The sequence below is a fragment of the Flavisolibacter ginsengisoli DSM 18119 genome (genome assembly GCF_900129295.1).
GTDB lineage: Bacteria > Bacteroidota > Bacteroidia > Chitinophagales > Chitinophagaceae > Flavisolibacter > Flavisolibacter ginsengisoli.
This window is the reverse complement of the sequence record NZ_FQUU01000004.1, coordinates 140,078-162,120: the sequence shown is the minus strand read 5'-3', so window position 1 is coordinate 162,120 and position 22,043 is coordinate 140,078. Positions and strand designations below refer to the sequence as shown.

The 22,043-nt window shown below is 40.1% G+C and carries 21 protein-coding genes; 16 read left to right on the top strand and 5 right to left on the bottom strand.

What is annotated here, in order from left to right; translation table 11 throughout:
• Window positions 1–3 precede the first annotated feature (3 nt).
• Window positions 4–795, bottom strand: coding sequence for a hypothetical protein (locus tag BUA53_RS06230; RefSeq protein WP_072834496.1), 792 nt, complete (start codon window positions 793–795; stop codon window positions 4–6).
• Window positions 796–1,539: 744 nt separating this feature from the next.
• Here BUA53_RS06230 and BUA53_RS06220 point away from each other — a divergent pair.
• The 8 genes from BUA53_RS06220 to BUA53_RS06180 all read left to right on the top strand — a co-directional run bounded on the left by BUA53_RS06220 (window position 1,540) and on the right by BUA53_RS06180 (window position 7,196).
• The gene (locus tag BUA53_RS06220; protein WP_072834495.1) at window positions 1,540–2,079 is read left to right on the top strand and encodes an SRPBCC family protein; all 540 of its coding nucleotides are present in this window, start codon (window positions 1,540–1,542) and stop codon (window positions 2,077–2,079) included.
• 128 nt (window positions 2,080–2,207) lie between these two features.
• On the top strand, window positions 2,208–2,819 hold the full coding sequence (locus BUA53_RS06215) for a dihydrofolate reductase family protein (RefSeq protein WP_072834494.1): 612 nt from the start codon (window positions 2,208–2,210) through the stop codon (window positions 2,817–2,819).
• A 183-nt stretch (window positions 2,820–3,002) separates the two neighbouring features.
• Window positions 3,003–3,380, top strand: a complete 378-nt coding sequence (locus tag BUA53_RS06210; protein WP_072834493.1) for a cupin domain-containing protein — start codon at window positions 3,003–3,005, stop codon at window positions 3,378–3,380.
• A gap of 412 nt (window positions 3,381–3,792) precedes the next feature.
• Complete coding sequence (locus BUA53_RS06205; RefSeq protein WP_175546025.1) at window positions 3,793–4,392, top strand: porin family protein; 600 nt, start codon at window positions 3,793–3,795, stop codon at window positions 4,390–4,392.
• Between the two features lie 295 nt (window positions 4,393–4,687).
• Window positions 4,688–4,921, top strand: a complete 234-nt coding sequence (locus BUA53_RS06200; RefSeq protein ID WP_072834491.1) for a hypothetical protein — start codon at window positions 4,688–4,690, stop codon at window positions 4,919–4,921.
• Window positions 4,922–5,109: 188 nt separating this feature from the next.
• On the top strand, window positions 5,110–5,760 hold the full coding sequence (locus BUA53_RS06195; RefSeq protein WP_072834490.1) for a DUF4919 domain-containing protein: 651 nt from the start codon (window positions 5,110–5,112) through the stop codon (window positions 5,758–5,760).
• Between the two features lie 84 nt (window positions 5,761–5,844).
• Entirely contained in the window at window positions 5,845–6,213 is a 369-nt protein-coding gene (locus tag BUA53_RS06190) for a hypothetical protein (protein WP_072834489.1), read from the top strand.
• Window positions 6,214–6,611: 398 nt separating this feature from the next.
• Window positions 6,612–7,196 (top strand): peroxiredoxin-like family protein, encoded by a 585-nt coding sequence (locus BUA53_RS06180; RefSeq protein WP_072834487.1) that lies wholly within the window; start codon window positions 6,612–6,614, stop codon window positions 7,194–7,196.
• Between the two features lie 99 nt (window positions 7,197–7,295).
• Here BUA53_RS06180 and BUA53_RS06175 read toward each other — a convergent pair whose 3' ends face one another.
• Together BUA53_RS06175 and BUA53_RS06170 are read right to left on the bottom strand one after the other, a co-directional pair.
• Window positions 7,296–7,832 carry a hypothetical protein gene (locus BUA53_RS06175; RefSeq protein WP_072834486.1) on the bottom strand — a complete coding sequence of 179 codons (537 nt, stop codon included), beginning with the start codon at window positions 7,830–7,832 and terminating at the stop codon, window positions 7,296–7,298.
• A gap of 44 nt (window positions 7,833–7,876) precedes the next feature.
• Complete coding sequence (locus BUA53_RS06170; RefSeq protein WP_072834485.1) at window positions 7,877–8,455, bottom strand: RNA polymerase sigma factor; 579 nt, start codon at window positions 8,453–8,455, stop codon at window positions 7,877–7,879.
• A gap of 498 nt (window positions 8,456–8,953) precedes the next feature.
• On the opposite strand from BUA53_RS06170, the gene BUA53_RS06165 reads away from it, so the two are divergent.
• Window positions 8,954–9,310 (top strand): DUF6249 domain-containing protein, encoded by a 357-nt coding sequence (locus BUA53_RS06165; protein ID WP_072834484.1) that lies wholly within the window; start codon window positions 8,954–8,956, stop codon window positions 9,308–9,310.
• 53 nt (window positions 9,311–9,363) lie between these two features.
• Here BUA53_RS06165 and BUA53_RS06160 read toward each other — a convergent pair whose 3' ends face one another.
• Window positions 9,364–10,956: a S41 family peptidase gene (locus BUA53_RS06160; protein ID WP_072834483.1), complete on the bottom strand. Its 1,593-nt coding sequence runs from the start codon at window positions 10,954–10,956 to the stop codon at window positions 9,364–9,366.
• Window positions 10,957–11,045: 89 nt separating this feature from the next.
• Here BUA53_RS06160 and BUA53_RS06155 point away from each other — a divergent pair, with 89 nt between their 5' ends.
• The 7 genes from BUA53_RS06155 to BUA53_RS06125 all read left to right on the top strand — a co-directional run bounded on the left by BUA53_RS06155 (window position 11,046) and on the right by BUA53_RS06125 (window position 20,757).
• Window positions 11,046–11,897 carry an N-acetylglucosamine kinase gene (locus tag BUA53_RS06155; protein WP_072834482.1) on the top strand — a complete coding sequence of 284 codons (852 nt, stop codon included), beginning with the start codon at window positions 11,046–11,048 and terminating at the stop codon, window positions 11,895–11,897.
• Window positions 11,898–11,973: 76 nt separating this feature from the next.
• Window positions 11,974–12,798: an N-acetylmuramic acid 6-phosphate etherase gene (locus BUA53_RS06150; protein ID WP_072834481.1), complete on the top strand. Its 825-nt coding sequence runs from the start codon at window positions 11,974–11,976 to the stop codon at window positions 12,796–12,798.
• Window positions 12,799–13,365, top strand: a complete 567-nt coding sequence (locus tag BUA53_RS06145) for a hypothetical protein (RefSeq protein ID WP_072834480.1) — start codon at window positions 12,799–12,801, stop codon at window positions 13,363–13,365. It abuts the gene before it with no gap.
• Window positions 13,366–13,451: 86 nt separating this feature from the next.
• Window positions 13,452–14,168, top strand: a complete 717-nt coding sequence (locus BUA53_RS06140; protein WP_072834479.1) for a succinate dehydrogenase cytochrome b subunit — start codon at window positions 13,452–13,454, stop codon at window positions 14,166–14,168.
• A gap of 112 nt (window positions 14,169–14,280) precedes the next feature.
• Window positions 14,281–16,254, top strand: a complete 1,974-nt coding sequence (locus tag BUA53_RS06135) for a fumarate reductase/succinate dehydrogenase flavoprotein subunit (RefSeq protein ID WP_072834478.1) — start codon at window positions 14,281–14,283, stop codon at window positions 16,252–16,254.
• A 72-nt stretch (window positions 16,255–16,326) separates the two neighbouring features.
• A complete protein-coding gene (locus BUA53_RS06130) occupies window positions 16,327–17,091 on the top strand; it encodes a succinate dehydrogenase/fumarate reductase iron-sulfur subunit (RefSeq protein ID WP_072834477.1) in 765 nt (254 codons plus the stop codon).
• Window positions 17,092–17,271: 180 nt separating this feature from the next.
• A complete protein-coding gene (locus BUA53_RS06125) occupies window positions 17,272–20,757 on the top strand; it encodes a hypothetical protein (RefSeq protein ID WP_245793022.1) in 3,486 nt (1,161 codons plus the stop codon).
• 122 nt (window positions 20,758–20,879) lie between these two features.
• Here BUA53_RS06125 and ychF read toward each other — a convergent pair whose 3' ends face one another.
• On the bottom strand, window positions 20,880–21,977 hold the full coding sequence (gene ychF / locus BUA53_RS06120) for a redox-regulated ATPase YchF (RefSeq protein ID WP_072834476.1): 1,098 nt from the start codon (window positions 21,975–21,977) through the stop codon (window positions 20,880–20,882).
• Window positions 21,978–22,043: the final 66 nt, after the last annotated feature.

The window sequence follows — 22,043 nt, the reverse complement described above, 5'->3', positions numbered from 1 at the left end:
TGGTCATGCTGTTACAAGTATCTTTCCACAGCCCGTGTGCTTTATGGTTTCAATGGCACCTGCAATGCCTGCTGCTCCCATCTCTATGCCAACAGACAGCACCAGGCTATAGCTATTGAAGGAGGGAGCAGCAGGAAGTTGAAGGTCCAGTTGTATGGCCTCAGACCCTGTCTTTACAACCAGCCATTCACTTACAACCTTTTCAGGAAAGATGGAAAATTCATCCTTCGGACCATAATCTTCCCCTTTGAAAAAAAGGTCGGGCAACACGGCCAGCACCGCGGCTATCCTGAAATAGGAATGGGAGCCGGGAGGAAAGAAATTCACCCTTGGTACCAGGGCTGGAAATAGTACAGAAGCAGATAAACTGTTCTTGTCTATGACAACTTGCGGCTGATGGCGCACCATGGTATCAAAAGGATTTCTTTGATTGATGTTAAAGCCTTCCAGTAAGTAAAGGGCATTGGAAATAAGTACACTTCGTTTACCATATTCACTGGATGTGTCCAGGGGCTGTATATGGTTCATGATGGAACAAATGGAAGGGCCGGGGTTGAAATCAGAAACTGACATCAATGGTTTAAAGCACCCTCGTACAAATTTGCCTGCCCTGGAGCGGCCTCCAAATTCATAATTGATCCTTCTTACGATATCACAGCTAGGTTTTGTCCTGATATCCTCCCTGGAAGGGCCACCAGGTTTTCTGATGATTGATTTTTTGACTCCTTTCATTTTATAGGCGGAAATACCACCCAGGCTACCCACAAAATCAAGGGGGCCGTTTAGCTTGGCCATAAGTACGTTTTACTAATGAATGCTAAATATAATAGCAATTTGCTAAAAAAGCAAGGGGTAAACCGAATATTTTCTGTACATCAGCCATAGATGACCCGGGGATATCCCGACCCTATAAGAGTCGGCTTATCGTCGGGATATCCTCGGGATATCTTCGGGATATCTATGGGATATCCGTAGGGTTGGTAGGGCTTGGGTTAGGTGTAAAATCAACAAAAAGTGGGTGAATCGGAAATTGTTGTTTGGAGTTGCTTTTGACAGAAGTAAGTAAAGTTTGGGGTGAATTTACAAGATGGTTGAAAAACCCGATTCACAGGATGAGTATAGGTTCATAGAGGGAGGAATATTAAAATAGTCATCACCTAAATTTTAAAATAAGCCAGGAATAAATTGCGAAACCAATAAGTTGCGCATATATTTGCAACTGAATAGTTTCATATTTAAAATTGCAGCAGTTGCGGGAAGAGATTTCTCCAGGCCATTGCAGGCAGGACAAGAAGGGCTAAGCTATATACCATTGCCGAACATTTTGACACGACCCGTCATGTTATTTACAGGCATTCCGGCGATTTAATGGAGTGTGAAACTGGTATATCAAGCGCACAAAGGCAAGGAAATATATTAACAGGCTGAAATAAACAAAATGAAAGAAATAGACAAATGGCTGGAGCAGCTCCGCAAAATCTGTGAAACACGTTTCAGCCAGTTGGACAAATTATTATCAACCATTAAAAAACAGAAAAAATGTTGAACAAAGAGAAATCCCGCCAGGCAGAGATCAACAATTTATTATTTGATTTCACCGTTGACAAAACAACAAGTATTGTATTCGTAAACAGGGAATTTGATGCCAGCCAATCGCTGGTTTGGGATGCTTTCACCAAACCTGAAATTCTTGACCAATGGTGGGCACCTAAACCATGGGAATCAAAAACAAAAGTTATGGATTTCAAAGTTGGTGGACGAAGATTCTATGCTATGGTAAGCCCGGAAGGACAGGAGCATTGGTCGATACAGGAATTTACTTCCATTAGCCCGATAACCAATTTCAAAATGTTGTCTGCTTTTGCTGACAAGGATGAAAACATCAATACTGAGTTGCCCACATCAGATTGGGATTTGAATTTTAATGAGCAAAACGGCACTACAACAGTAAGCATTATCATTAAACATAAAGAACTTGCCGACCTGGAGAAGATGATTGAAATGGGCTTCAAGGAAGGATTTACCATGACATTGAACTACCTGGATGATCTTTTAAATACTATTGCTAAACAGCAGTAAAATGAAAGATTGTTTTCCAAATTACTCAATACTGTCGCAGGACGAACATCCAGGTGGCTAATAGAAAATTTACATTCACTGTGGTTGAAAACCAAACCGTGTAAGCATTAAAAATTAAAACAAGTAAAATGAGGAAAATAGTTGTTTTATCGATGATCACATTGGATGGAGTGATGCAGGCACCTGGTGCTCCAAAGGAAGATACATCAGGTGGTTTTAAATATGGCGGCTGGACGGCAACCTATGGTGATGAAATGTATGGTAAGGTTGTTCAGGAAGAGTTAAGTCAACCTGCCGATTATCTTTTGGGCAGAAAAACATTTGAGATTTGGGCCGCCTACTGGCCTGAACATGGAGATTTTTGGCCGCGTATTAATGAAGGTGCAAAATATGTGTTTTCCAAAGGCATGAAAAAGTCAGATCCGCGGGTGACCGGGTGGAAAAACTCGGTGGTTGTAAAAACCTTATCAGATATTAAAAAGCTCAAGGCATCAAAAGGTCCTGATATCCAGGTTTGGGGTAGCAGTGAACTCATTCAGCTGCTGTTGAAAAATGATCTTGTAGATGAACTCAGGCTTAAAATTCACCCTCTCACATTAGGTAAGGGAAAAAAGCTTTTTGGCAATGGAGCAGTTGCTGCAGCTTTTACATTAACGGAAAGTATGGTTACAACGAAGGGAGTTATCATCACTCATTACAAGAGGGATGGAAAAGTGAAAACGGGTACTGTTGGCGTTTAAGGAGAAATAACGGGAAAAAATAATTGTTTCGTCCTGGCTTTTATCTGTAAAAACGTTTTAATAGTGTTTTATTTTTGCAATAGCAAGAAAGCCTTAAACCAATATCTCTATATTATTTGGTAGGATCATTCAATTCTAAATAGCTATTAGCTGTTGTCTTTCATAACTATTAAAACAGATTTTATGAAAGTAAAAAAAGAAGACATTCCTGTTACAATGGAAGCTCCTGGTACAGTAATGAGAGGACTTCCTGGTTGGGGAGGAATGACAGTCGCTTGTAATGAGATGCCTGCAGGCACAGACATTTCTCCTTTGTTGCAGGGATTAAAAAATAATAGTTGTCAGTGTCCGCATTGGGGATATGTTTTGGAAGGAGAGTTGTTGATGAAATATGATGATGGAAAAGAAGAAAAACTACAGGGAGGCGATGTTTTCTATATGCAGCCTGGACATACAGCTATCGTGGAGAAAGATGCAAAAGTTATTGATTTTAGTCCCGAAAGTGAATTGAAAGAAGTAATGGATCATATTGCCAAAAAAATGGCGGAGTTCAATCAATAATTTTCTGCTAACTCTAATTACGGTTCGACACATCCCGGTTACTTTGTGGTTCAAGCAAATAGCTGTTTTGTTTGAACTGGTGATTATTTCATTTTGATGTGCAAAAAACACTTTGGGATCTTGAGCCCAAAAATTAAGGACTCCATGGTCTTTTATCTAGGGGTAAATTATTACTGATTACAAATAGTAGTAGGAATTTTCCACAACTAGTAAAAAACAACAACATTTCTAACCCCGGTAGTTGCCATTTAAAGAAACAACTAGTTTCTTTAGGCCCATAATATTTTTTTCAAATACATTTTTGAGAAAATGTGTACCAGGCTAACCTGGGTATATTCCCAATACTTTGGGAACAAATCCAAACTGACATATGATCAATCATTTTTTTACAAATTCAAAAACCAAAAACTTTATGAGAACGAGATCTTTGTTTTTTTCAATTGCCGCATTTCTTTGCTGCAGCTTTACACTCCAGGCACAGGTGAATGTGAACTTTGGCTTAAAGGGTGGTGCTAATTTTTCTACATTCATCGGCAGTGAGGCTTTGACGGAAGAGACTTTAATAGCACCCCACCTTGGAGCACTTGCCCAGATCACCATTGGCGAGGATAATGAGGGGTTTCTTTCCTATGCGCTGCAACCAGAAATAGTATATTCTATGCAAGGTGCTAAAATAGACAATCAGAAAACGGTGCTATCGTATGTAAACATCCCTATTATGATCCAGCGCTATGTGGCCTCTTCTGGATTTTACATTGAATCTGGCCCGCAGGTTGGTTTCCTGGTTTCAGCCAAAGCAAAAGCAGATGGCATATCTGCAGATATTAAAAGCGAATTGAAGCCTGTGGACTTTGCCTTGAACGTGGGACTGGGGTATAAATTTGGTTCAGGATTTGGCATCAATGCCCGCTATAATATAGGATTGACATCTATTGATAAAAACGGTTCTGATGTCAAAAATGCTACAATTTCTGCAGGTTTATTTTATGTATTGGGTAGCGGCGGGGAGTGATAATTTACCAGGTAAAAATGATTATCGTTTTTTAACCCGCGAGTGAATTGCAAGGATGCAAATGAGACACGCGGAGGAAGAATATTTCCTTTTCCGATGAGTCACCGCAGGAGTATCTCACACTTTATGATATCCAGAGCGGGACTCATCTTGCAGAATCACTAGTACCTTTTATTCCATTTTACTATCTTTTCTCCTATGCGCAGTGTACAAATCTGTTACAAGAGCAAAAGCTAGATTACATGGACCAGAATCTGCGTGTTTCGATTAGGGTATAGCCATAATACCTATAACTATGTTTATGTATCTGGGGATTCTATTAAAGGGGCCAGGGGAACATATCGCTGCTTCGGGATTACCTGGAGTTCATTGGAGTGTTGCTGAATTGGAAGAAGGGGGAGCGGGAGGAACAGAATCGATGAGTCCCGCCGAAGAGTTTGGAGACGCAAGTTACTGCTGCGGTGACTCATCGGGCAAGGAAGAAGTAATGGATCATATTGCCAAAAAAATGGCGGAGTTCAATCAATAATATTCTGCTACACCTAATTGTCGTTTAACACAAGCTTTGTAAAATAGCACTTAACTAACTACATTTAAGCTGCAAAGTAAAAATCAACTACAGCAAGCAAGTGATTGTGCATATTTTTAAAAACAGCTACTTCACGAAGTCTCGTTCTGTTGGTTGCTATTTGCCCAACACAAAAAAATAACAACAGAATGACAGGCTTCAAAATGCTTCTACTTGCTATTTTAGCATTGCAATTAACACCAGTCGTTTTTGGACAAGACAGCAAAATTGAAATTCCATCTTTTAACGACAAGTACTCAAAGTATGTTAGCCAACTTGAAAGCGGGGAACTGGGTATTGACTATACCGATTTCCGGAACAGCTTTTTGGATAGCAGGCAGTTTAGTAAAAAAGGAACTAATTACAACAACCTGAAAAAACAAGTCTACGCAGAAATAAAAAGCAAAAATTATCTTGGCGTAGTGAGTTTATCGAAAGCAATGCTAAGCATTGACTATACAAGCATGTTTGCGCATAAGTACCTGCAGCAGACTTATAAAATTCTCGGGGACACAGTAAACCAAAAGAAATATCATGACATTGAATTTGGGCTATTGTATTCCATTACAACAAGCGGTGATGGAAAAACGTGTGAAACAGGATGGCATATCACTCAGATTGAGGAAGAGTATTTTATTATAAATATGATAGGTGCGGAGTTACAAAGTCAAAGTATCAGTAACGGTGGCAAAAATGCCTGTGACAAAATGGTTGTTAAGACCGAAGAAGGCGAGACGAAAACCTTATACTTTGAGGCTAACAAAGTATTTGAACAAGAGCAGAAGCTCTTTGGTAAATGAACTGCCACCAATAGGACTAATAATGTCAGGTGCTAAACTACATTAGGGCTATGAATACGATTAAACAGCAAAGCAAAGACTAAGATGAAATTTTTTTTATTAGTAGCCTTAATATTAGTTTATCAAAACGGTTTTGGACAAGGTGCCGACACTTCGGATATTTTTGAAGAAGACAAAAACTATGATTTGATCCTTAAGCCTGAGGTGGAGAAAAATATAAATAAAGCCATTTCCTTAGTTGTCAATAAAAAGCTTCAAGACTTTAAGGTTCGCAATAATAGTGATCTTAAATATTTAACGGATCGACTCAAAGAAGACGAAATCAAATTTGCTGAAGACACCATCCGTATTCAAGAGTTCTTATCTGAATATTATGGTTATTCTATGGCAAATACAACGATGGGTATGAATTGGGGCGAAAGCAAGCGTTTAGATGCATATGATAAACTTTAAAATAAGTATTACCTAAAGGCTCAATCTATCCTATTGCCGGAAATGAAAAGCAAGCTTGTAAATTCTCAAAAGAGATGGTTGGATTATTACATTAAAGAGAAAGAGTTTATTTATAACTTAAACGATTTTGGTAATCATAATTCCAGTCTCTATAATTGGGGATACTACTTTGAGATTTTGGAAAAACGAGTCCTTTTTTTGAAGGACATATATCATCAGAACTTCAATGGCTCAAAAACTTATAAAGAATAATCTACTTTCTAATAAACATACTTCAAATGGTTGGGCTGGAGGTGAGAGGTTTTCTGATCCAATCGTTCACCAAGATTGTGTTAATAATTCTTTCTTTTCTTTTATTTAAATAAAACAGCCAATAATTTTATAGTACAACCTATGATATGAAGAATCGGTTTTTGTGCTTTTTTATAATGGCTTCGGGAATGGTGGTGAATGCCCAGGAAAAGCCTGAAGGTCTGTTTATCAATTCCAAAGCTGCCGACTTCCAGGCTGTAGATCAGAACGGATCCCCGGTAGTATTAAAGGACCTCAGGAAAAAAGGGCCGGTGGTGGTTATGTTTTACCGTGGATACTGGTGTCCCTATTGCAATAAGGCCTTAAAGCGCATGAACGATTCTCTGCAATTGATAAAAGATAAGGGTGCAACACTCATTGCTATTACTCCTGAAGGAAAACAAGGTATAGATTCAACCGTTGCTAAAACGGGGGCTGCCTTTTCCATAATCAGCGATGAGGGCATGAAGATCAGTAATAATTATGGCGTTAGTTTTAAAGTTGATGACAGGACGGTGGGTCGTTATAAAAATGCTGGCATAGACCTGTTGGCGTTGAACCATCAAAAAGAAGCCTCCTTGCCTGTGCCAGCCGTTTATATCATCAACAGGGATGGAGCTGTCACCTTCAGGTATTTCAATGAGGATTACCGCAAAAGGATTTCAGTGAAAGAGATACTGGAAGCACTATAAGACCTAAATATTTTTACCTGCATTAAAAAGCCCTCCTGGAAACAGAAGGGCGTTACCGAACCTGAGATAGGCACCAGCTATTGAAAGCCGGCGAATCACTCAAGCTTCTTTCATTAATTTTTTCTTTTTATCATTCAGGTACCTGTCAAATAGCATCAGGCCCAATACCACATTAAGCATTATAAAGACATTCACAAAGGTGTTGTTAAATACTTTGGTGTAATCTGCATCCGTTATTTTATCAAGCACACCTGTGTTCACACTTTGCGATGTTGACCAGTCTATTTGTGCCAGGCCATACACCAGGAAGCTTACAATTACAGTGATAAAAAATCCCCCGATACCCCAAATGATCTTGCTGTTGATATATTGCTTCGCTGCGGGGGCTATCTGCAACCTGGCAATTTCTTCCATTACGTTTTTGGTAAAACGCAGTGAAGGTTGTTCCAGTTCAACAAGGTTCAATGATTCATGGACCTCCAGCAATTCCTGGTATTTAGCTTTCCATTCGGCATTTTCCTGCACCAGCTTTTCTATGGCAGACATTTCATCTGCTTTAGCCAGGCCATCAATATATTCCCAAAGCTTTACCTCTATTTCATCCTCTTCTAAAGGAATGTTGAACGTATCTTTCATATCTGTACCGTTTTACGGTTATCTAATTATTTTTAGCCTCATGATCAGATGTCTCTGACCTCGGCGCTGAAATATTTTTCCATTTTTTCTTTCAACCTGCCTCTTGCCCGGTGCAACTGTACTTTAACTGCATTGGGTTCTTTTCCCATTATCTGAGCTATCTCTTCCAGCGTTTGTTCTCCTTTATAAAACAAGGTGATCACCTGTGCGTCATCCGGGCTAAGCATCTTAATGGCTTCATTCACCATATTCACCTTGCTCTTTTGTTCTATCTGGTTAGCACTCATCCCACTGTCCACGCTATCAGCCACCTCGAATACTCTTTCATTATCAAGCGAATGCACCTCCAGTTTTTTCTTTCTCAAAAATGTGATGCAGGTGGTTGTTGTCACGGTATACAACCAGGTGCTGAACTTGGAATCTCCTTTAAATGCGGCTAAAGAACGATACGCCTTAATAAATACATCCTGTGCCACTTCCTCCGCATCCTCACGGCTTTTAATATACCGCAGCACTATGGTAAAAACATAGTTCTTGTAACGGTCTACCAGTATTGAATAGGCGTTTTGGTCACCTTTTAACACCAGGGAGATGATGTCCATATCAGCAGGCTCGGTATGCATTCTGAAGTATATGACTCTATTATATGCAGTTAGGTTACAGCTGCAAGTTAAGTTTAATAGGCTGCTTTTAAAATACTGGTCTATTCAATTATTCCCTGGAACCTTACCGTACGAATCGAAAGATCAGACTACTCCAGCGCTCCATCCTGGTGAACCTGGTTCGGGGCCAAAGGTTCCACTTCATTATTATAGAGTGGTTATAGGCATTATTATAAATTATTATATCTTCAATGCTTATCCTATATAGCCTGGGTTTACTCGCACCAATTGGGAGACTATATATAATAACCAGGTGGGGGATATTTCCTGATTTTTTTAAAATATCTTCCCAAAGCCTGTAACCGGGCAATAAAAGCTGTAGTCCTATATCTTGTAAACCAGTTCTTTAAAAAATATTTTGAATTACCTGTAACCTGGGTCGACAAGTTGTAGTCAGATAGTTCAAATGCCTTAAAAGGCTGGCAATCAAAATTTAATAAAAACTATAAATCTTATTTTATGCATGACGCTGGAATATTAGTACCAATCTTAATTTGCTTAGGAGCTTTCGCTATGATCTTTGGCATTTATTATTTGCGCACCCGGGAAAACCTTTCCATGTTGGAAAAAGGTATCAATCCAAAAGAATACAATAACCGCCCCGCACCATACCGTAGTTTGAAAACAGGATTATTGTTCATGGGTGCAGGTCTTGGATTATTACTGGCATACATTATCGATATCAATATGACCAATAGCCATCACGATAACCCTGCCATTTACTTCTCCCTGATCGCTATAGGCGGTGGACTGGGTTTGATCAGCTCCTATGCAGTAGAAAAGAAAGAGTGGCTCAACAAAAGAAGTGATATCTAAGCCTGATTGCTTATAAGTTTAATGGTTATCTCCTTAAAAAGAGATAGCCTTTTTTATTTCTCCAGGACTTCTTTGGCCTTTAATACGACAGGATCAGACATATTATAAACCTGGTAAAAACCTTGTGTTCTCCACTTTAGCCTGGCCAGGTAGGCCTTTATCCGGTCTTGCAAGATCTTTTTATCTTCCTCAGGAATCTTTGAAAGATTAATGCTGTCCTTCATCGCATAATTCACCAATTGAGCCCAGGCATCAGAAGTATTCTGGTATTTAGTGGCCAGGTCTGCCGGTACTTTATATTGTTCAAACTGGGGGATATGACTGATATAATATTGATAAACAAAATTATTAAAACGTCCATCCAGGTAAAGCCTGGTTACACTCTTTGTATACAGGCTTGTATCTATTGGCACAAACACATCAGGCATGATGCCGCCTCCACCATATACTGTTTTACCACCATTGGTCTTATAGGGATGGTCTTTAGATAAATGAATGGAATCCGCGGTGAGTAATTCGCCATTTTCATAGCGGTTATACAATTCTTCCATGTAAATCTTTTTGCCATGATCGTAAGGTCGCTGAATACAACGACCTGAGGGAGTATAATACCTGGCAACCGTTAATCGTATAGCCGAACCATCTGCCAATCCGTATTGTTCCTGCACCAGGCCCTTGCCAAATGTGCGTCTTCCTATAATAGTAGCACGGTCCCAATCCTGTAAAGCTCCTGCAAGGATCTCGCTTGCACTGGCTGTTAATTCATCTACTAATACTACCAGTTTGCCTTTTTCAAAAACTCCTTCTTTGCTGGCTCTATAATCCTGTCTTTTAATATTGGTACCCTCGGTATATACAATAAGCTTATTGCCATCCAGGAATTCATCGGCTATGTTGGTAGCCTGTGTTATAAAGCCACCTCCGTTGCCACGCAGATCAAGGACCAGTTTCTGCATGCCTTTTTTCTGAAGGTCTTCCATAGCCCTCATGAACTCCACATAAGTGGTCTCTGAAAACTTATTGAGTTTGATATAGCCGGTACCAGGCTCCAGCATATAGGATGCATCCAAAGATGGCAAGGGAATGGTGCCTCTGACCACATCATAATATTGAACTGTATTACCCCTTAACACAGTGAGTTTTACCTTTGAGCCGCTTTCGCCCCTGATCATCTTCCTGATATCCTCACTGGGAAGTGTTTTGCTTACAATAGAGGAGTCATTCACTTTAAGGATCTTATCGCCAATATGCAGACCTGCTTTATCACTGGGCCCATTAGGCACAACATAGAGCACATGTACCGTATCCTTAAAGATATTGAATTCAATGCCTATACCCTGGAAATTGCCTACCAGGTCCTCGGTCATTTCACCGAGGTTAGAAGCAGGTATATATATGGAATGAGGATCCAAATGATTCATGACATCGTTAATGGCGTCATTTTGCAGGGAGTCCATTTTTACAGAATCCACATACCTGTCTTGTATCAGGTCGAGCGCTTCCTGTAAGGAGGTCTTTTTAGCATTCTTAAAAAAGCCATCCCTGCTCCCGGTTTCCTGGTGCAATTTGAAACCGAAGAACATACCACTGATCATCACAATTGAAAAAATCAATGGAAGCCAAACCTGTAATTTTTTATTCCTCATCGTCTGCTGTTACTTTGTAAATTGTTGCAAAATAGCTGATTTGCAAGAATGATAGGCGATTCATAAATATTTCAACAATACTTTAAGCGATGTCAGTAACTCTAATAGCGGATAGCGGGGCCACAAAAGCAGAATGGGTGTTGATAGGCAATGGAAAGAAAAAAACCATATTTACCCAGGGCATAAGTCCTTACTTTCTGGATACAGTACAGGTTGGTGAACTTGTAGACCAGGAACTGAAGCAAAAGATCAAAAATATTGATGTAGATAGTGTTTACTATTACGGAACGGGTTGTTCGAACCCAGATAATGCCAAAAGCATAAAAAAGGCATTGAAGAAACTCTTTAAAGACGCAAAAATAGAAGTCAATACAGACCTGATGGCTGCAGCCAGAGCAGTTTGCGGAGACCAGAAAGGCATTGCCAGTATTTTGGGTACAGGATCAAATAGTTGCTTTTTCAATGGAAAGAATATTATAAAGAACAGCCCCGGGCTGGGGTATGTTTTGGGAGACGAAGGCAGTGGCGCCTATCTCGGTAAAAAGGTCATTCAGTATTATTTATACAACACCTTCGACGATGAACTGCGTGCTTTATTTGATGCAAAATTTGTTACCACCCAGGTAGAGATACTGGATAATGTATATAAGAAGCCATTACCTAACCGTTACCTGGCAGGATTTACCATGTTCCTGGCAGAGAACCGCGGCCATTATATGATAGAGAATATTATTGAAGATGGTTTGAATGACTTTTTCTTTCAACACCTGTGTAAGTATAATGAAGTTTGGAAATATCCTGTCAATTTTGTGGGGAGTGTTGCATATGGCTTTAAAGATGTAATACAGCAATTATGTAATTCCTATGAATTTGAATTAGGGAACATTTTGAAAAATCCCATGCAGGGATTGGTGAAATACCATGAAGTAACAACTGTGTAAATTTGAACAATTTATGGCATCCTGATGTTAGAATGAATCTATTACCCTAAATATTAAAACAATCTTGAACTTTTTGATGAACAATTTTGAAAAAATTACCGAGCAACCAAGCAGGTATAGGCATTTGGAAAAAATGTCTATCAGCGAATTGTTGACGAATATTAATAAAGAAGACAAAACTGTTCCTTTAGCAGTAGAGAAAGCAATTCCACAAATAAAAAGACTGGTGAATGCAGTGGCAGATAAAATGCTGGCAGGTGGGCGCCTGTTTTATATTGGAGCTGGCACCAGTGGAAGACTGGCTGTGGTAGACGCCAGCGAGTGCCCACCCACCTATGGGGTTCCCTATGGATTGGTCATTGCTGTTATTGCGGGTGGTGAGGATGCTATTACGAAGGCCATTGAAAATGCAGAAGATAATGAAGAGCAGGGCTGGCTGGACCTGAAAAAACATGCTGTTAACAGTAAGGATGTTGTGGTAGGCATTGCTGCCAGCGGCACCACGCCCTATGTCATAGAAGCTTTGAGGGAATGCCAAAAACGAGAGATCGTTACAGGCTGTATTACCAACAATCCCGGGTCTCCGCTAACTGATGTTTCAGATTTTCCAATTGAAGTGGAAGTAGGTCCTGAATTTGTTACTGGCAGCACACGGATGAAAAGTGGTACTTCTCAAAAACTCATCCTTAACATGATCTCTACAACTGTGATGATACAATTGGGAAGAGTGGAAGATAACAAGATGGTGAACATGCAGCTTACTAACGAGAAGTTGATTGACCGTGGCACGAAAATGATAATGGATAACTTAAGCCTTTCCGATTATGAGCAGGCTAAAAACCTATTGTTGAAATATGGCAGCGTGAAAAAAGCAGTAGATAATTTTAAACTAAAGGAATAAGTGCACGATATAGAGCCATTTTATAATTGGAGACATATATATGTCAGCGAGGAGGATGAAAGGTCGCCATTCTTCCAAAGGGAATATTCTGAGTTTGAATTTACTGCTACTGTATACAATTACTATATACATCCACAGTGGGATGAATTTGGCAGCCGCACATTGTATTTAAAAGTGTTGCAGGCCAACTATGAAGAAAATTACGTGATTATTGAACTGATTGGTGAATGGAATGATGCCATAGAAAATGATATCATGACTTTAAAACGGGATGTCATTGACCAGTTTGAACATGAGGGCATCAGCAAGTTCATTCTCATTGCTGAAAACGTGCTTAATTTTCACAGCGGTGATAAAGATTATTACGAAGAGTGGTATGAAGAAGCGAGCGAGGAAAATGGCTGGATCGTATGCCTGAACATGCCCGAAGCCACACAGTATGATTTTAAAAAAGCAAAGCTCAATTACTTTGTTGAACTAATGGATATCTCTAACTGGAGAATTTATAGTCCTTTCCATTTATACAAAAAAATAGATACAGAGTTGAATAACAGGCTGCCACTTTAGAACCTTTTATTTTATTTAATTGTTATAAATTTTAATAATCGGCACTTACCTTTGCGTCAAATTTTTTCAACCCCTTTTGTCATAATATGAAATGGTCCCACTTCTTTACATCTGCTGTTGGTAGAAAAATAGTGATGGCGTTAACGGGTTTATTCTTGATCTCTTTTTTGATTGTTCACGTCGGGCTAAATTCCTGCATCTTTAATGACCTTCCTTACTTTGATCATAATGATAATGGATCCATGTTTAACCGTGCAGCCCATTTTATGGGAGCTTCGTTAGTCATTCGGATCATGGAGATCGGCCTTTTAGCCGGCATTCTTTTACACATTATCCAGGGTTATGCTGTTGAAGTGAAGAACAGGAGTATGCGCAGTAAAGGTTACCAGGTTAATCTTGGTAGCAGGGGAAGTACCTGGATGAGCCGAAGTATGGCATTACTTGGAACACTTGTTTTTTTATACCTCGTTATTCACGTCGCCCAGTTCTGGTGGCCTTCAAGAGTGTCCCATGACCTTGAAAAAGTAACCTATAATGGTATAGAAATGCATAACCTGTACCTGAGAATGTACGAGGTGTTTCAACACGGCTGGGTAGTAATTCTATATTTAGTTGGTGTGGCTGCACTTGGTTTTCATTTACTACATGGTTTTCATAGTGCCTTCCGCTCTATTGGAGTGCACAATAAAAAATACCTGTTCATGCTGAAGAGCCTTGGATATGGATTTTCTATAGTGGTATGCCTGTTATTTGCCTTAATGCCTGTGAGCATGTATTTAAATTGGGTAAGTCCTTTTAATTAGCTTTTGACTGGTACGATGTGTTGTACCAGGATAAGAAAAGTGAAAGAAAAATAGAATTTATGACCGGTAATATCTTAACATTTCCGGCCATTTAAAAACAGAAATACGAATTATGCTTGACGCAAAAATCCCTGCAGGAAATTTAGAAAAGAAATGGGATGATTATAAAAGCCATGTAAAGCTGGTTAATCCTGCCAATAAGCGCAAACTTGAGATCATCATTGTAGGTACAGGTCTCGCTGGTGCATCTGCAGCAGCAGCTTTAGGAGAACTGGGTTATAAAGTGAAAGCATTTTGTTTCCAGGATTCTCCACGTCGTGCACACTCAATAGCTGCACAGGGTGGCATCAATGCAGCCAAAAATTATCAAAATGACGGAGACTCTGTGTTCCGTCTTTTTTATGATACCATAAAAGGTGGTGATTACCGTTCAAGGGAAGCCAATGTGCATCGCCTTGCCGAGGTAAGTGCTAATATCATTGACCAGTGTGTGGCACAGGGTGTACCATTCGCCCGTGAATATGGTGGCTTATTAAGTAACCGTTCTTTTGGGGGCACACAGGTGCAAAGAACATTTTATGCTGCAGGTCAAACTGGCCAGCAATTATTGATCGGCGCCTACCAGGCACTGGAAAGACAGGTTGCCCTGGGTAACGTTGATATGTATACCCGCCACGAAATGCTTGAACTGGTGACCATTGATGGAAAGGCTAGAGGCATTATCACCCGCAACCTGGTGTCAGGTGAACTGGAAAGGCATTTTGGACATGCTGTTTTGTTATGCAGTGGTGGATACGGAAATGTATTCTACCTGTCTACCAATGCCATGGGAAGCAATACAACAGCCATCTGGAAAGCACATAAGAAAGGGGCTTATTTTGGTAACCCCTGTTATACACAGATACATCCAACCTGTATTCCTGTTACCGGAGATCACCAGTCAAAACTGACCCTCATGTCAGAGTCATTGCGTAACGATGGCAGGATATGGGTACCAAAAAAACAGGGAGATACCCGTAAATCAATTGATATACCAGAAGAAGAAAGAGACTATTACCTGGAAAGAAGGTATCCTGCCTATGGAAATCTTGTTCCAAGAGATGTGGCTTCAAGGGCTGCAAAAGAAAGATGTGATGCAGGTTATGGTGTAGGTACATCCAGGCAGGCGGTATTTCTTGATTTTGCTGCCGCCATTCAGCGATATGGAAAGATAGAAGCTGGGAAAAGAGGTTTGGGCGATGTAGATGCAGCCACCATTACACTAATGGGAAAGGAAGTGGTAAAGGAGAAATATGGTAACCTTTTCGATATGTATGAGAAGATCACCGGTGAGAACCCCTATGAAGTACCTATGCGCATTTACCCGGCAGTTCACTATACTATGGGCGGATTGTGGGTGGATTATGAACTAATGACCACCATTCCAGGTTTGTATGCATTAGGTGAATGTAATTTCTCTGATCATGGTGCTAACCGCCTGGGTGCTTCTGCCTTGATGCAGGGCCTTGCGGATGGCTACTTTGTAATACCTTATACTATAGGCAATTACCTTGCAGACGAGATTCGTGTAAATGCCATACCTACATCTCATCCTGCATTTGAAGAAGCTGAAGCAAAAGTGAAGGCAAGGATTGAAGAACTGATGAATATTAAAGGTTCCCAGACTGTGGAGAGTATGCATAAAAGACTGGGAAAGATCATGTGGGATAAATGTGGTATGGCCCGTAATGCTCAGGGATTACAGGAAGCTATACAGGAAATAAGGCAGTTAAAAGCGGAATTCTGGAGTGATGTAAAAATTCCAGGCACTATCAATGAATTTAATCCTGAACTGGATAAGGCAGGTCGCGTAGCCGATTTCATTGAATTGGGTGAATTGATGTGCATAGATGCATTGGAAAGAAGCGAAAGTTGTGGGGGGCATTTCCGGGAAGAACACCAGACAGAAGAAGGCGAAGCATTACGTCATGATGCTGAATTTATGTTTGTCTCTGCCTGGGAATACCAGGCACAGCATCAATGGAAGCTCCATAAAGAGCCATTGTTGTATGATGTAGTGAAGCCTACACAACGTTCTTATAAATAAGGTAAGGCAGGCTATGCATTTGATGCCTGTAATAAACTATCAAAATTATCTGCGTTCTATAAAAATTTATTAATGGAACATTACAATATGAACCTGACGCTGAAGGTTTGGCGTCAACCTAATAAAACCAGTGATGGTAAATTTGAAACCTACCAGGTGAAAAATATTTCTTCTGAAATGTCTTTCCTGGAAATGTTCGACGTTTTGAATGAGCAACTGGTGATGGAAGGAAGAGATCCTATAGCTTTTGACCATGATTGTCGTGAAGGTATTTGTGGCATGTGCTCAATGTTTATCAATGGGCGTCCACATGGCCCCTGGCATGCCACAACAACCTGCCAGCTGCATATGCGTGCATTTAAAGATGGTGATACAATAGTTGTGGAACCATGGCGGGCAAACGGCTTCCCAGTTATAAAAGATTTGGTAACTGACCGTACATCGTTTGACCGCATTATCCAGGCTGGAGGATTTATTTCGGTTAACACCGGTAATGCAGTAGATGGTAATGCCATTCCTATTGAGAAGGATCATGCTGATGCATCCTTTGCAGCAGCGGCCTGTATTGCCTGTGGCGCTTGTGTAGCAGCGTGCAAAAATGCTTCCGCTTCCTTATTTCTTTCAGCTAAAGTGGCGCACCTGGGATTATTACCACAAGGTTATCCTGAAAAGAAAAACCGGGTATTAAGTATGGTGTCGCAAATGGACAAAGAAGGCTTTGGCAGTTGCACCTTCACCGGGGCCTGTGAGGCAGTTTGCCCTAAGGAGATATCTATCACCAACATTTCAAGGATGCATAAGGATTACCTTTTTGCAGGACTTTCTTCAGAAAAGTAATTAACTAAGGAATATTTCAATAGAAAGCAGGGCCGGATCCCTGCTTTTCTTATGTTGGTTCATTTGCGACAGTGTTGCAACTACCGCAAAAGCCTCGATCTGCCTGATTTTGAACAATTATTATTATGTTTAAGCGTTGAAAAACCTGGAATAACAACCATTCCTGAAAAACCTTTACTATTGAAGCTTTGGAGCTGTATACTGCTTTTGGGACTCATGCTGGCTTTTGTTGATCAGGGCAAGGCACAGGCACCATTTCCAGCTGCCACACATTCAAACTTCCGCTTCAAAAAGTTCGCCATCAATTCAGATAGTTTATTGCTCGATACAGTAAGCATTATTCCAAAAACATTCGCAATAGCAGGTGTTGATACATCCACTTATCATTTGGATTTTGTACAGGCAAGAGTGTATTGGAAAAAGCGACCAACTACTGATACTGTTTTAGTAACGTACCGTGTATTCCCTTATAAATTAAACTCCGTAGTTCAAAGGCTTAGTTATGAAAGTGTCATGAACAACTTTTATATGGCACCTTATGAGTTTAATGCAGGTGGTAATGAATCAAAAGGATTGTTTGATTTTGGAAGCATACAGTATAATGGAAGCTTTGGAAGGGCCCTTTCATTTGGCAACAACCAGGATGCGGTGGTTAACTCAACTTTTCAACTACAGTTAAATGGAATGTTGAAGGATAGCATTGAGATTGCCGCTGCCCTTTCTGATAATAATATTCCCATACAGCCCGACGGCACTACCCAGCAGCTCAACGAATTCGACCAGGTATTTCTGCAATTCAAAAAGAAGAACTGGCAATTGAACCTGGGGGATATAGATATCAGGCAGAACAACATGTATTTTCTTAACTTTTATAAAAGATTACAAGGAATATCCTTTCAAACCACATCACATCTTTCACCCTCAGTTCAATCAACTACGTTGGTTAGCGGATCTATTGCCAAAGGCAAATTTACAAGGAATGTATTGCAGGGAATGGAAGGCAACCAGGGGCCATACAGGTTGACGGGTGCTAACAATGAATTCTTCTTTATTGTACTGGCCAATACAGAAAGAGTGTACCTGGATGGTGAGTTGTTGCAAAGAGGAGAGGACAGGGACTATATTATCAATTATAATACGGCGGAAGTAACGTTCATGCCAAACCGGATGATCACCAAAGATTCCAGGATACAGATCGAGTTTGAATATGCCGACAGGAATTACCTGAATGCCAATTTATATGCTTACCAGGAAATTGGTATTAATGATAAGCTGAAATTGAAAGTCAGTGCCTTTAATAACAGCGACGCCAAGAATTCCCAGATCAACCAGACGCTGGATACACGCCAGAAACAATTTCTCTATGAGGTCGGAGACAGTATTGGGAAAGCACTATATCCCACAGTGGCATTGGACACTTTCTCAAAGGATAAGATCCTTTACGAAAGAGTTTATGATTCAAGTGGTATAACTATAGATTCTTTCTATAAGTATTCAGTGGATCCTGCAGTTGCCCGTTATACTTTGTCATTTACAGACCTGGGCCAGGGTAATGGTGATTATGTTCCGGAATTTAATGGTGCCAATGGAAAAGTATTTCGTTTTGTTCCCCGGGTGAATGGCATGAAGCAAGGGCGGTATGAACCGGTAATGATACTGGTAACCCCTAAGAAACAGCAATTGATAAGTATAGGGGCGGACTACCAGGTTGATAAAAACAATTCTATCAAAACCGAGTTTGCATTAAGTAATAATGATGTCAATACTTTTTCATCAAAAGATGGTGGTGATGATAAGGGTATAGCCACAAAGGTTCAATATACCAATGTCACTGCCCTGGGCTCACCTGGAAAATTATCACTGACTTCCAATATTGATGTGGAACATGTTGATAAAAAGTTCAAACCACTGGAACGACTAAGATATGTTGAATTCAGTCGTGACTGGGGGTTGCCATTATTAGTTCAACCCGCAACAGAAAACATTATCCGCTTTTCAACGGCTTTAAAAGATAAAAACAACCATGGATTGAGTTACCAGTTCATGAGTTATCAACGCAGTGACAACTACAAGGGCTTTCAAAACCTGGTCCAACATTCTGCCAACTGGTTTGGATGGAGTATTTCCAACCAGTTTGCTATAACACAATTCAATACTATTTCCTCTAAGGGTAGTTATATCAGGCCTGTTATAGACATTAGTAAGGAATTGAAAATGCTGGGCTCACTGAAGCTTGGGTTTAAATATGCATTAGAGAAAAACGATGTAAGGGATAAAGTAAAAGATACGCTTGGTCTCCAGAGTTTTTCATTTGATACCTATACTGCCTACCTGAAATCAAATGAGAAGAAAAAGAACAAATATGGGGTAACCTTTTTCACCAGGGCAGATAAATACCCCCGCAGTAAGGAAATGGTTAAGGCAGACAGAAGTTATAATGTAAATTTCCAGGCAGAGATAGTGCAAAGCAGCAAGCACCAGCTTTTATTCAATGCCACTTATAGAGTATTGAAAGTATATGATAATACTTTTTCCAGGCAAGAAAACGACAAGACCATTCTTGGTCGGACAGAATACCTGGTGAATGAATGGAAAGGCTTGTTAACAGGCAGTGTGCTTTATGAATTGGGAACAGGGCAGGAGCAGAGAAGAGATTTTGCTTACCTGGAAGTGCCGGCAGGACAGGGACAATATACCTGGAATGATTATAATAATGATGGCATCCAGCAATTGAATGAATTTGAGACAGCGCTTTTCCAGGACCAGGCCAAATTCATACGGATATTTATTCCTACCAATCAATTTACCAAGGCTAATTATACCACGCTGAATTACAACTTCTCATTCAATCCAAAAGCAGCGCTTAATTATGAGGGTGTAAGTAATATAGGGAAATTCATCAGCCGCTTTAACTGGCAAACATCCATGCAAAAAAGCAAGAAATCGATTGCGAAGGGTGACTTTGAATTCAATCCATTTAAGTATGAGATTTCAGATACTGCTTTATTAACATTGGCAACTTCTTTTATTAATACGGTTTCTTTTAATCGGTTTTCAAGTAAATGGGGTGTTGATATCAGTAATTTACAAAACACAGGAAAGGCCTTGCTAACCTATGGATATGAAAGCCGCAAGCTCAATGACTGGATAGCTAAGTTAAGATGGAACCTTAGCACATCACTTACCCTTGACATCAATTCAAAGAAGGGTTTGAATGCATTGTATACTCCTAATTCAAGCTTTTCCAATCGCAATTATGCATTGAGCATTTATAATGCTGAACCCAGGATTTCCTATATCCGTGGTACGGTATTCCGCATTCAAACCAGTTATCGTTACGAATTAAAAGAAAATTCCCCTGAATATGGCGGTGAGCGATCACTATCCAATGCATTGAACCTTGAGACCAAATACAATGTTTTGCAAAACAGCTCCATCAATGCAAAGTTTACCTACAACAAGATCAGGTATGATTATCCTGCCAATACTACTGTGAGCTATATAATGCTGGATGGTTTGCTTCCGGGCGCAAACTATTTATGGTCTATTGATTTCACCAAGCGCTTATTGAACAATGTGGAGTTAAATTTCCAATATGAGGGTAGAAAGCCTGGCGAAGCTCGAACGGTGCATGTAGGTAGAGCTGCCATCAGGGCCTTATTCTGAAAATTGCATTCTTGCGATAATCCTTACTTATAAATTCAAGTTATAGCAACAAATAATAAACAAAAGAGCCTTCATGTATGAAAGCTCTTTGTTTCTAGCAATTTAATTATTTCTAATATTTCTCACACATTAAACCTGAAATGCATCACATCACCGTCCTTAACGATGTACTCCTTTCCTTCAATGCGTAACCTGCCTGCTTCCCTGGCTGCAGCCTCTGATCCAAATTTTACAAAATCATCATAGCTGATCACTTCTGCTTTTATAAAGCCTTTTTCAAAGTCAGTATGGATAACACTTGCAGCCTGGGGAGCTTTCCAGCCTTCATGAATTGTCCAGGCCCTAACTTCCTGAACGCCTGCAGTAAAATAAGTTTGCAAAGTCAGTAATTTATAGGCAGAGTGGATCAAACGGTCTAATGCAGGTTCCTTCATACCATATTCTTCCATAAACATTTGCTGATCTTCTTTATTTTCCAATTCTGAGATCTGCGCTTCCACATTGTTGTTCATTATGATCACCTGTGCATCTTCATTTTTTACAGCCTCTTTCAACATCTCGGAATATTTGTTGCCTGTGTGCATGGAAGCTTCATCCACATTGGCAACATAAAGAACCGGCTTGGAAGTAAGCAGGAAAAGATCTGCAATAGCTGCCTGCTCATCTTTATCCAGGCCAAGAGAGCGAATACTTTTCCCTTGTTCAAGATGGGTTTTACAACGCTGTAAAATATCTAATTCCACCTTCGCCTTTGGATCTGTTTTAGCCATCTTTTCTGCACGGCTCAATTTCTTTTCTACACTTTCCAGGTCTTTTAATTGTAATTCGGTATCAATGATCTCTTTATCACTTACCGGGTTAATGGCTCCTTCCTCGCGCAGTACATTTTCATCCTCAAAACATCGGATCACATGAATAATGGCATCCACTTCCCTAATGTTTCCCAGGAATTTGTTTCCCAATCCTTCGCCTTTGCTGGCACCACGTACAAGGCCTGCGATGTCTACGATCTCTATTTGTGTTGGAACCACCCTGTTTGGTTGAACCAGTTCTGCCAGTTTATTCAATCGTGCATCCGGAACATCTACCAGTCCCACATTAGGATCAATAGTGCAAAAGCGGTAGTTGCTGGCCTGCGCCTTGGCACTATTGCTCACAGCATTGAATAAGGTTGATTTTCCTACGTTGGGTAGTCCTACTATACCTGCTTGTAACGCCATAATTCGAATTTCTTATTTATGTTTCGCCGGGATTAATCTTCATATAAGAACAATTAAGTACCAGTT